This window comes from Rhizobium sp. NLR22b, assembly GCF_019685295.1.
GTDB lineage: Bacteria > Pseudomonadota > Alphaproteobacteria > Rhizobiales > Rhizobiaceae > Rhizobium.
Window position 1 is genome coordinate 1 of sequence record NZ_JABDWM010000046.1, and the last position, 11,143, is coordinate 11,143.

At 60.5% G+C, this 11,143-nt stretch carries 7 protein-coding genes and 4 pseudogenes; 9 read left to right on the forward strand and 2 right to left on the reverse strand.

Annotation, left to right across the window (positions count from 1 at the left end):
* The 3 pseudogenes from HJC00_RS32940 to HJC00_RS31900 form a co-directional block, all read left to right on the forward strand.
* Positions 1–127, forward strand: a pseudogene (locus HJC00_RS32940) (universal stress protein); the annotation flags it as partial.
* A 540-nt stretch (positions 128–667) separates the two neighbouring features.
* Positions 668–865 (forward strand): annotated as a pseudogene (locus HJC00_RS31895) (fumarylacetoacetate hydrolase family protein); the annotation flags it as partial.
* A gap of 169 nt (positions 866–1,034) precedes the next feature.
* Positions 1,035–1,351: pseudogene (locus tag HJC00_RS31900) on the forward strand (SDR family oxidoreductase); the annotation flags it as partial.
* A gap of 237 nt (positions 1,352–1,588) precedes the next feature.
* On the opposite strand, the gene HJC00_RS31905 reads toward HJC00_RS31900, so the two are convergent.
* Positions 1,589–2,515, reverse strand: coding sequence for a LysR family transcriptional regulator (locus tag HJC00_RS31905; protein ID WP_168297962.1), 927 nt, complete (start codon positions 2,513–2,515; stop codon positions 1,589–1,591).
* A 160-nt stretch (positions 2,516–2,675) separates the two neighbouring features.
* Here HJC00_RS31905 and HJC00_RS31910 point away from each other — a divergent pair, with 160 nt between their 5' ends.
* From HJC00_RS31910 to HJC00_RS31935, 6 genes are all read left to right on the forward strand, one after another.
* Complete coding sequence (locus tag HJC00_RS31910) at positions 2,676–4,364, forward strand: GMC family oxidoreductase (RefSeq protein ID WP_210631947.1); 1,689 nt, start codon at positions 2,676–2,678, stop codon at positions 4,362–4,364.
* A 24-nt stretch (positions 4,365–4,388) separates the two neighbouring features.
* A complete protein-coding gene (locus tag HJC00_RS31915) occupies positions 4,389–6,902 on the forward strand; it encodes a CoA transferase (protein ID WP_210631946.1) in 2,514 nt (837 codons plus the stop codon).
* A 117-nt stretch (positions 6,903–7,019) separates the two neighbouring features.
* Positions 7,020–8,021: an ABC transporter substrate-binding protein gene (locus tag HJC00_RS31920; protein WP_221165190.1), complete on the forward strand. Its 1,002-nt coding sequence runs from the start codon at positions 7,020–7,022 to the stop codon at positions 8,019–8,021.
* A gap of 87 nt (positions 8,022–8,108) precedes the next feature.
* A complete protein-coding gene (locus HJC00_RS31925; protein WP_168297954.1) occupies positions 8,109–8,996 on the forward strand; it encodes a proline/glycine betaine ABC transporter permease in 888 nt (295 codons plus the stop codon).
* Entirely contained in the window at positions 8,989–10,068 is a 1,080-nt protein-coding gene (locus tag HJC00_RS31930; RefSeq protein WP_210631943.1) for a glycine betaine/L-proline ABC transporter ATP-binding protein, read from the forward strand. Before HJC00_RS31925 ends, HJC00_RS31930 begins: the two co-directional genes overlap by 8 nt.
* A gap of 33 nt (positions 10,069–10,101) precedes the next feature.
* On the forward strand, positions 10,102–10,389 hold the full coding sequence (locus HJC00_RS31935) for a hypothetical protein (protein WP_210631942.1): 288 nt from the start codon (positions 10,102–10,104) through the stop codon (positions 10,387–10,389).
* A 30-nt stretch (positions 10,390–10,419) separates the two neighbouring features.
* Here the strand turns inward: HJC00_RS31935 and HJC00_RS31940 are convergent.
* Positions 10,420–10,824 (reverse strand): annotated as a pseudogene (locus HJC00_RS31940) (IS21 family transposase); the annotation flags it as partial.
* Positions 10,825–11,143: the final 319 nt, after the last annotated feature.

An 11,143-nucleotide genomic window follows, 5' to 3' on the forward strand; every position in this document is an offset into this window, starting at 1 on the left:
CGACGTGTCCGCCGACCTGATCGTCATGGGTGCCTATAACCATCCCCGCTGGCAGCAGACGATCTTTGGCGGCGTGACGCGCGGCATGATCGAAGAAAGCAGGATGCCGATATTCATGGCCCACTGAGATATAAGTCCGCTCCGCCGCGGCATGTCCCCATTTTCTGCATGCCGTTCGGTTCCTGCGGGAAAGGTCTCCAGCAGCGCGGGCACGCCCCCGGACTCCCTAAAACGTATGTCGTCTAGAGAATCAGCATTTCTGGGCGACGTGGCTCGCTATCCGCCCGACCCTTCATCAGAAGTTCCATAAATATCATTTAGACCACTAACACTGAAATAGCGGGGTCAACGGTTCTGGCACGGCGAGAGCTTTCCCGGCCAGCGTCCAGCTTGTTGCCGGTGTGTTCACGTTCTGAGCGAAGAAGGTCGCATACTGTATCGACTGGAAGCTGCTGTGCGCCGATGAACCGAAAAATCACCGATCGCCAAATACTAGTTATTCCCGGCGAGCGGTTTCCGGTTCAATTCCTCGCAAAATCCGATCAGCGGCTTTGAGCCGCAATTGCCGATGAGCAGCGCGTGGATCGGTTTCAAGCAGTTCGACGAGCCGGCCGGCACGTCGATCGTCTGCCGCGATCAAGCGCGTGGCTAAGGCGACTCCCTGGGAATGATCTCCGATATCGCCCGCCAGATCGAATATTGCTCAGCCTTTACGCGCCTCGATGCCGGCGACGTCATTGTCAGTGGTACACCGGGCGGCGTCCGCACCAAGCGCAATCCGCCACTTTGGATGAAGCCGGGAGACGTGGTCGAAGTCGAGATCGATCGGCTGCGTCCTGCGCAACCCCATCCACAGGAAGCCTGACAGCGAGGTTGAGAGGCTGGATATGGGTCGAAATTGGTCACCTATGATGGTTCCGTCGGCTCCTCTCTCGAGGTAGCTTTTCGAGTTCCGATGGGTGGTATGGCTAGCCACGATCTCGTGGCAGCCGCTTCCGGCTCTCGCAGGCCTCCTTCTTTACCGCATCGCGCGCGCCTTCGACCCGTCGAAATACCTCGTCGACTACGCGATGACCAAGGCGGCAATGATGAACTTCACCAAATTGATGGCAAAGCAGCTTGGTCCGAAGGATGTTCGCGTTAACGGCGCCGCGCCTGGTCCGATCTCGACGACGCGCCAAGTCAGCGGCGGAGCGACGATGGAGAAGCTGGGGAAGTACGGCGAAGAGACCCCGATGGGTCGTCCCGTCAGCCCGCGGAACTCGCATCATCTACGTACAGCTCCCAGACCCGCAGGCGAGCTACGCCACGGGACTAAGTCTACGGCGCGGCTGACGGCGGCCAGCCGTAAGGGCGCCCGCTTCACCCAAACACCGGTGCTTGGCGTCTACGAGATCGAGCAGGATGGTGGCCGGCGAGGGCTCCTGCTGCGGCTTGAACGGTGTCGAGGTGCCGTCGATATGCTCCTCGGGACTTTATGAGCCTTCTCCCAATGACGCCCACGGAGCGTATCAGTTTTTCCGTGTCCCGTGGTCCGATGGGTTCACTCCAAGCCCGTGTGCGAGAACGCTCAGCGAATTTGATCTGCTCAACCCCAAACACGTCTGATTGCATCAAATGCGGCCACAACGGTGGGATCACCCCTACGAGCTTCCATGCATATGAAACTCAATGTCGTCGAAATTTTCACCGCATCGGCGATGAAGAGCCCGTGGGCCTGTTGTTCGTGGAGAGCGATCGACTCGCGGCAGAGGCTCAAGCCAACGCCCGTGCGGACCATGGCGACCATCGACGCTTCCTGATCAACCTGGGAGACGATGTTCTGGCGCAGGCCAAGATCGGTGAACAGGCGCGCCAGCAGCCGGTTATGCACCGAGGCGGGCGGTGTGCCGATCCATGGCAGTGATGCCAACTGTACCCAATCCGCACCGCGGACGAAGCTTGCAAGTGACGGCGGGGCAACGACGCGATAGGTCAGTTGTGCCAGTTCGCTGCCATAAAACAGTTTGGTTGCACTTTCGTCAGAAAGCTCGGCTGCAGGATCGTAGTCCCTTGGGTCTCCTAGGAAGAATCCGGCATCGAGTTCATTTCGCCGAAGCCCTTCGGGCACATCGCCGCTCATGCCATGACGCAGCGTCGTCTCGATGCCTGGCCCACTTTCGATCAACGCCTTCAGAAACGCACCCAAGCGTGTGAACTCCGGGTCGATGATGGTGCCGATCCGGAGTTTCCCCCGCACGCGTGTTGCCAAATGCCCGGCCGTCTGCCCAAAATCCGTGAGTGCTGCCAAGACCTGCTCGGCCTTGGCAGCAAGGAGAGCCCCCTCCTGCGTCAGCTCCAGACCAGTGGAGGTCCGCCGGAACAAGGTGAGCCCGGTATCGGCGGCAAGGCGCTTCAATTGCAGGGTAACGGCAGGCTGGGTGATGTGCAATCGCTCCGCGGCGCGCGTGACGTTGCCCTCGCGCGCGACTGTGGCGAATGCCTTCAAGGTTCTGAGGTCAATCGACTGAATCATATTAATTCTATTTATAATGCGTTGTGCTATTTGTCATTGGATTTCCGCGCCGCTCCTCCGCTATTCCTGAAAATAGAGGTGAGGAGGAGGCTAAAGTGCCACGGCAAATCGTCGAATCTTATGATTGTGCGGTGCTTCATCGCAGCAGGCGGGCGAGCCCATGACCCGCCGTGCATCGCATCTCGCCAACGACATTTTTGACTATATCATCATCGGCGGAGGCTCCGCGGGCTGCCTGCTAGCCAATCGCCTCAGCCGCGATCCAGCGATGCGTGTCCTGTTGCTGGAAGCCGGTCGCAAGGACGACTATCCCTGGATCCATATCCCCGTCGGCTATCTCTATTGCATCGGCAATCCGCGCACCGACTGGCTGTACAAGACCGAGCCGGATGCCGGGCTGAACGGGCGCTCGCTGCGCTACCCGCGCGGCAAGACGCTCGGCGGCTGCTCCTCCATCAACGGCATGATCTATATGCGCGGCCAGGCGCGCGACTTCGACGGCTGGGCGGCGGCAACCGGCGATGACGCTTGGTCCTGGCAGAATTGCCTGCCTGATTTCAAGGCGCATGAGGATCATTACCGGCTGGACAACGGCGCGGACCCGAAGACTGGCGGCAACAGCCGGTTCTCGGACATGCACGGCCACGGCGGCGAGTGGCGGATCGAGAAGCAGCGGCTCAAATGGGATATCCTCGAATCCTTTGCAGAGGCCGCCGTCGAGGCCGGCATTCCGCGCTCCAACGATTTCAACAGCGGCGACAACGAAGGCGTCGGCTATTTCGAGGTCAACCAGCGCTCCGGCTGGCGCTGGAACACGTCGAAGGCTTTTTTGCGTCCCGCGAAGAACCGCCCAAACCTGGCGGTCTGGACGCAATCCCATGTCGAACGGCTGATCCTGGAAACCGACGGTTTCGGCCGCAGGCGTTGCGCTGGCGTCGTGGTCCAACGCCAACGGCAGAGCGCGGAGGTCCGTGCCCGCAGGGAGGTCATCCTGTCCGCCGGCGCAATCGGCTCGCCGCAAATCCTGCAACTGTCGGGTATCGGCCCCGCCGGACTGCTGAAGCGCCATGGCATCGAGGTTGTGCATGACCTGCCGGGCGTCGGGGAAAATCTCCAGGACCATCTGCAGATCCGCGCCGTCTTCAAGGTCGGCAATGCGAAGACGCTGAACACGCTCGCCAACAGCCTGTTCGGCAAGGCGATGATCGGGCTCGAATATGTTCTGAAACGCAGCGGCCCGATGAGCATGTCGCCCTCGCAGCTCGGCGCTTTCACCCGCTCGGACGACAGACAGGCCTTTGCCAATCTCGAATATCACGTCCAGCCTCTCAGCCTCGACGCCTTCGGCGAGCCGTTGCACAGCTTACCCGCCTTCACCGCGAGTGTGTGCAATCTCAACCCGACCAGCGTCGGAAACGTGCGCATTCGTTCCGGCAAGGCGTCGGATGCCCCGGCGATTGCGCCGAATTATCTGAGCACGGAAGAGGATCGCAGAATTGCCGCCGAGAGCCTGCGGCAAGTGCGCAAGATCGTGTCGCAGCCGGCGCTTGCAAAATACCAGCCTGAGGAATGGAAGCCCGGCTTGCAGTTCCAGAGCGACGACGAACTGGCGCGGCTGGCGGGCGATATCGCCAACACCATCTTTCATCCGGTCGGGACGACGAAGATGGGCCGCGACGACGATCCGATGACAGTGGTGGACAGCCGTCTCAGGGTGCGCGGCATCGAGGGCCTGCGCGTCGTCGACGCAGGCGTCATGCCAAAGATCACCAGCGGCAACACCAACGCACCGACGCTGATGATCGCCGAAAAGGCGGCCGGCTGGATCGTCGCCGATGCGCGCGCATAGAAAAGTCTTGGGGAGATAAGAGCAATGACATCGATCGCACGTTCCGCGCTTCCACTTTCCGGCGTTCGGGTGGTTGATTTCGGGCAATATATTGCTGGCCCGGCCGTGGCCATGATCCTAGGCGATCTCGGCGCGACCGTCGTGCATGTCGATCCGCCCGGCGGTCCTCTCTGGGACAACCCCGCCAACGCCATCCTCAACCGCAACAAGCTGATCGTCACCCTCGATCTCAAAACGGAGCAGGGGTTGGGTGAGGCAAAAACGCTGGTGGCCGAGGCCGACATTGTTGTTGAGAATTTCCGCCCTGGCGTGCTTGCCCGGCTCGGGATCGATTTTGCGGCGCTCCGCAAGGCACGGCCGGAGCTGATCACCCTGTCGATCCCCGGCTTCGCCTCCGACGACGAGCTTCGCCGGGACTGGCGGGCCTTTGAGACGGTAATCGCGGCCTCCTCCGGTGTCTTCACGGATATGGGTCTCAATCGCGTCCTGATGGGCATCAACCCGTCTTTCTCGCCGCTGCCGCTCTCGTCCGCCTACGGCACGATGCTTGCTGCGTCCGCGACAGTGCTGGCGCTTCAGGCGCGCGAGCGCACCGGGCACGGCGATCATATCGAAGTGCCGCTGGCAAGCGCCGTCATGGAGGGCCTCTCCTACAATTCCATCCTAATCGACGATTATCCGCCGCGCTACCAGACCCAACGCGAGCGGGAGATCGAACGCCGGCGCAATGAAGGCCTGCCGATGGACATGTCCTATGGCGACCTCCAGGAGTTCCTCGATCCCTTCTATCGCAGCTATATGTGTGCCGACGGGCGGATGTTCTACGTCGTCTGCCCCAGCCACAAGAACCATGCGAAGCGCTGCCTGCAAGCTCTGGGCATCTACGATGAGCTGGTGGCCGAGGGGCTGCGCGAGGAGGAAGACACCTATCTGCCGGTCTCGCAATGGTCATCGGACGTTTCGCTGGGCGTCTATCCGCTCCCGAAATTCTGGGCTGACAAGATTGCGGCTCGCATGAAGGAAGTCTTCCTGACCAAGACGGCGGCCGAATGGGAACATGTCTTCGGGGAAGGGCTGTTTCCGGGTGCGCCGCAGCGCTGGCTAGAGGAATGGATCGCCGACGATCATGCCAGGGCTGCTGGTCTCATGATCGAGGTAGAGGATCCGATCCTGGGCCGCATGACCCAGCCGGGGCCGATGGCCTGGCTGCAAGAGAGCGCCGAAGCCATGCTTTCGCCACGGCCTCGGCGCTGGGGGACCGCCAAGGAGGCGCTTGCACTGCTCGGCGGCATGGCGCGTCCTTCTTTGCCGGTTCCCGCAAAGGACGCGCCCGGAGGGTGGCTGGACGGTGTCAAAGTTCTCGATCTGTGCAATGTGATCGCCGGTCCGCACTCGGTCGCCTATCTCGCCCGCTTCGGTGCGGAGGTGATCAAGATTGATCCGGCCAAGCCGCTCTATGACTGCTGGAATACCGTGATATTCGGCATGTCACACATGCGGGGCAAACAGTCCGTGCTGCTGAACATCGGTTCGCCCGATGGCCGTGTCGTCTTCGAGGAACTGGTGCGCTCCGTCGATGTCGTGGTCTGGAACGCGACCGATCGCCAGGTCAAGGCGATGGGGCTCGATGCCGAAAGCCTGAAGGCGCTCAATCCGAAGGCGATCTTCTGCCAGCTCGATTGCTTTGGCGGCGTGCGCACCGGCCCGCGCACCGACTATCTCGGCTATGACGACCTCGTGCAATCGGCAACCGGCATCATGCTGCGCTTCGGCGGCTCGATGGATACGCCGGAGGAACATGCCCATGTCGGCACCATCGACGTCATGTGCGGCTTTGGCGCGGCGCTCGGCATTGCCGCCGCTCTCTACCAAAAATCCAGAAACGGGGTCATCGGTCGCCCACGCACCTCGCTGTCGGCACTGACCGGCCTCGCGCAGATACCGTTCTGCTACGACTATGCCGGGCGCGGCCCCTTCGACGAGCCGTCCGGTCGCGACACCAAGGGTTATCATGCCCTGTCGCGGCTCTACGAAACGGCAGGCGGCGATCACCTTCTTTTGTGCGCCTCGGAAGCCGATCTTCCGCGCTTTGACAAGGTTGAAGGTCTGAGGGGGATTGTTGAGATGGCCGCGTCCGATCGCGAGGCCTATCTCGCAGGGGCTTTCCTGACCGCGCCGGCGGAAACCTGGCAGCAGCGCCTGCGGGAAGCCGATCTCGGCGTATCGCTCTGCGAGAACATCGAAACGATCCGCAGCCGCAGTGCCCGCATTGCCGACGGCACGCCGGGCATCGACCGGGGCAGCTATTCCTTCTCGATCTTCCCGGATCATCCGAGCGGGCACTCGGTCACGCAGCTCGATCCCTTCGCCATCCGTCCGGCTGTCGGCAAGGTCACTGCTGTCGCGCCGGCCGAGAAGTACGGAGCGTCCACGCGCGCCGTGCTGCGGACCCTGAACTACACCGAAGCCGAGATCGATCGGCTGATTGCCTCCGGTGCAATCAGCGAAACCTGGAGCGAGGAGTATCTGCCGAGCTAGCAGGAAATAGCGGCTTCGGGTTCTGAGGAGGATACCGAAGCCGCTCGCGGCCCGCCGGGACATGCGATGGCGTCGACGGGCTTGGAATTTCAACATCGCGCATAGGGAGGAAGTGCCATGAAAGAACTTTTCGCCTCGACATGCCTTGCAGCAGCGATGCTGACCTTTGGCAATCCGGCGCAGGCTGCGGATTGCGGCGACGTCACCATCGCCAGCATGAATTGGCAGAGCGCGGAAGTGCTCGCCAGTCTGGACAAGTTCATTTTGAATGAAGGTTACGGCTGTAACGCAGAAATCATACAGGGCGATACGGTCCCCACGATCACGTCGATGACCGAGAAGGGGCAGCCCGACATCGCACCCGAAGGATGGGTCGATCTTCTTCCCGATGTCGTGAACGCCGGCGTTGCAAACGGAAAGCTCGTCGTTGCATCGACCGTCCTCACCGACGGTGCGGTGCAGGGCTGGTGGATGCCGAAATACCTTGCTGACGCTCATCCGGACATCAAGACGATCGATGATGTCCTCAAGCATCCGGAGCTGTTCCCGGACCCCGAAGACAAATCGAAGGGGGCCATTCACAACGGCCCGCAGGGCTGGGGTGGTACGGTCGTGACCGCGCAGCTCTACAAGGCCTATGGCGGCGAAGCGGCAAACTTCACGCTCGTCGATACGGGTTCGGCCGCCGGCCTCGACGGCTCGATCGCCAAGGCTTATGAGCGCAAGGAAGGCTGGGTCGGCTATTACTGGGCTCCGACGGCGCTTCTCGGCAAGTACGACATGGTCAAGCTCGACTATGGCGTGCCGCACGACGCAGCCGAGTGGAAGCGCTGCAACACCGTCGCGGATTGCCCCGACCCGAAAAAGAATGAATGGCCGAAGGATACGGTCCAGACGCTCGTGACCAAAGCGTTCTCCGAGCGTGCCGGCGCAGACGTCATGGGCTACCTCAACAAGCGCGCCTGGTCGAACGACACGGTCAACAAGCTGATGGCCTGGATGACCGACAACCAGGCAAGCGGCGACGACGGCGCAAAGCACTTCCTCGAAGAAAACGAGGCCATGTGGAAGGAATGGGTCTCGCCTGAGGCAGCCGAGAAGATCAAGGCGGCGCTTTGATCTCATTCAAGACGTTGCTGGCGCCTATCGCGCCGGCAACGAACAGCGCGTCCAGAATGCGCTAGCTGTTATCGAGGAGGATAGATTTTGGATTGGCTGTTCAGCTTTCCGCACATGGATGACGCGTCTCTGCGCGATCTCAAGAAGGCAATCGACGAAGGGTTCCGGGGGTTCACGCGGGCCTATGGCGACGGACTTGAAGCAATGTTCGAGCCGCTACAGCACTTTTTGATCTGGTCGGAACGCTTCATGACGAAGACGCCCTGGCCGATCATCCTGCTTTTGATCGCAGCCGTCGCGTGGTTCGCCAGCCGCAACTGGAAGATCGTCGCCGGCACGGTCGTGACGCTCCTGCTCATCGGCTATTTCGAAATGTGGGACGACACGATGAAGACGGTCTCGATGATCTTCGTCTGCACCGTACTGTCGATCGTCGTCGGTATTCCCATCGGCATTGCCATGTCCCGGTCGGACCGCGTGCACAATGCCATCAACCCGATCCTCGACGTCATGCAGACCATGCCGAGCTTCGTCTATCTGATCCCGGTCGTCATGCTGCTCGGCATCGGTAAGGTGCCGGGCCTGATTGCCGTCGTCATCTACGCCATTCCGCCGATGATCCGCCTCACCAATCTCGGCATCCGTCTCGTCGACAAGGACGTGCTGGAAGCGGCCGACGCCTTCGGCTCTTCGAGTTGGCAGAAGCTGAAGAACGTGCAGATGCCGCTGGCGCTGCCGACCATCATGGCTGGTATCAACCAGACGATCATGATGGCGCTCGCCATGGTGGTCATCGCCTCGATGATCGGTGTTCAGGGACTCGGCCAGCCGGTTCTGAAGGCGATCTCCAACCAGTATTTCACGCTCGGCATCTTCAACGGCCTCGCCATCGTCGGCATCGCGATTATCTTCGACCGCGTCAGCCAGGCCTTCGGCGCACGCCTTCAAAAGCACCGGGAGGTGGTCCATGGGTAACAAGAAAATTGGCGGCTTCGGCATCGAAATCAAAAAACTCTACAAAATCTTCGGTCCAAATGGTGCGGATTGCGTAAAGCTCATTGAGCAGGGCATTACGAAGACGGAACTGAACGCAAAACATGGCCATGTCCTTGGTCTGAAAGACATCAACATCTCCATGCCTGCCGGTGGCATTCAGGTGATCATGGGACTTTCGGGATCTGGAAAGTCCACGCTCATTCGCCACATCAATCGCCTTATCGATCCGACGTCAGGTGAAGTCGTCATCGGTGACGAGGATGTGGTCAAGATGGATGCCGTGCAGTTGCGCGAGTTCCGCCGGCATCAGACGGCAATGGTGTTCCAGAAGTTTGCACTCCTTCCGCACCGCACCGTTCTCGAAAACGCCCTCTATGGCCTGGAGATACAAGGGGCGCCACGGAACCGGCAGGTCGACTGCGCCATGCGGTGGATCGAGCGGGTCGGGCTAAAGGGTTTTGAGAGCAAATATCCCAATCAGTTGTCTGGCGGTATGCAACAGCGCGTCGGTCTTGCCCGTGCGCTGGCGAACGATGCGCCGATCCTGCTGATGGACGAGGCGTTTTCCGCGCTGGACCCGCTCATTCGCGTCGACATGCAGACCGTGCTCCTCGATCTACAGAAGGAGATCAAGAAGACGATCGTCTTCATCACCCATGATCTGGACGAGGCGCTGAGGCTGGGGGACCGGATCGCGATATTGCGGGATGGGGAAGTCGTGCAGCAGGGCACCGGGCAGGACATCGTGATGAACCCGGCCGACGATTACATCGCCAGCTTCGTCCGGGAAGTGAACCGCGCGCGCGTCATCAAAGTCGAGACAGTCGCCACCCCGCTGAATGCTTCGGCCCGTGAGCTGAAGATTTCGGTCCCGGCCAGCGCGACGCTTGAGGAAGCGGCAAGAGCGATGACGCTGGCCGAGACAAGCGAGATCGCCGTCGTTGATGCCGACGGTCAGGCGATAGGTATGCTGACGCTTCCCCAGGCGGTTCATGCCATGGTCAATGCGCAAGTCGCCAGCTCAACATCCGACGCCAAGAAAGTTGCGTAGGCAAAAAAGGAAATCCAGGAATGGGAGCCTCAGATGTTTGACGCCGTCCTGATTGAAAAGTCCGACAGCGGGCAGAAAGCCCATATCAGCCGTGCGGGAGTCACTGCGCGGGTCATACGCGAGGGCCAAGTTAACTTCCAAAAAGAAATAGGCGCCGTTATCGAACCGGCGGCTTATGTCGATGGTTTTCAGTTAGGCTGGGCTAGCGATGACGGTGCGGGAGAGTCTGCCTTCGGTTTGTCGAAGGAGGCCTTGAATTTGGACACCGCTTCAGTAGCTCCTGTCAGTACCGGAGCAATACTCCTCATTAGTGCCGTTTGAATCTTCCCCAGGTGCTGCGTCCGCCGGCGCGTCCTCACTCCAATCGAACTGGAATGCTTCGCCTGGGCGGAAAGACAGCGGAACGAATATGCCGCGGCCCGCCGTCTGCTGCTCAGTCCGCCACTCACGGGCGAAGGCGGCGACCCGGCCATAGGAGCCGGTAAAGCCCAGAGCCACCAGATCAGCATGAACCTGCTTCAGCGTTCGGCGCTGCTTCCGCGACTTTCCGGCCTCGGTCTTCAGCCAGCCCGCAAGTTTGTCGGCAAAAGGATCAAGGTTGCTCGGTCGTTCCGGTACCGTGAACGTCGGCTCGATCGTGCCAGCGCTCAAATACTTCGCGATCGTGTTGCGCGACAGCCCGGTGCGCCGGCTGATCTCGCGGATCGACTGCTTCTCGCGCAGCGCCATCCGACGGATGATGTCTAAAAGTCCCATGTGGATCACTCCGTTGCCCCCGTCGCTCTCCGCGTTGGGGGGAAGGTTCACATGGCTCAATTCTCAATGGAAATTATGCGCCTAACCGGCTCAGTTCTGCGTGGAAACCAATACCCTTGAAAAGCTGTTAGGGCATTGCTGTCGTCGCGGGAAAAAGTTCCATAAATCATATTACGCCACATTTATATGTAGCGGCTATTTAGTAATGCGACAGTTGGGCCAGTTAGAGATGCGACAGTCTCGCCTCTCGACGTTCTGGTCAACGCCAACGTTGGGAGCAAGGATGACGACCTTCAGCCTGGTCGAGACCATGAGCGGT

Coding starts and splice junctions, on each gene's coding strand:
- HJC00_RS31910 (WP_210631947.1), top strand. CDS start 2,676: ATGACCCGCCGTGCATCGCATCTCGCCAACGACATTTTTGACTATATC.
- HJC00_RS31915 (WP_210631946.1), top strand. CDS start 4,389: ATGACATCGATCGCACGTTCCGCGCTTCCACTTTCCGGCGTTCGGGTG.
- HJC00_RS31935 (WP_210631942.1), top strand. CDS start 10,102: ATGTTTGACGCCGTCCTGATTGAAAAGTCCGACAGCGGGCAGAAAGCC.
- HJC00_RS31930 (WP_210631943.1), top strand. CDS start 8,989: ATGGGTAACAAGAAAATTGGCGGCTTCGGCATCGAAATCAAAAAACTC.
- HJC00_RS31920 (WP_221165190.1), top strand. CDS start 7,020: ATGAAAGAACTTTTCGCCTCGACATGCCTTGCAGCAGCGATGCTGACC.
- HJC00_RS31905 (WP_168297962.1), bottom strand. CDS start 2,515: ATGATTCAGTCGATTGACCTCAGAACCTTGAAGGCATTCGCCACAGTC.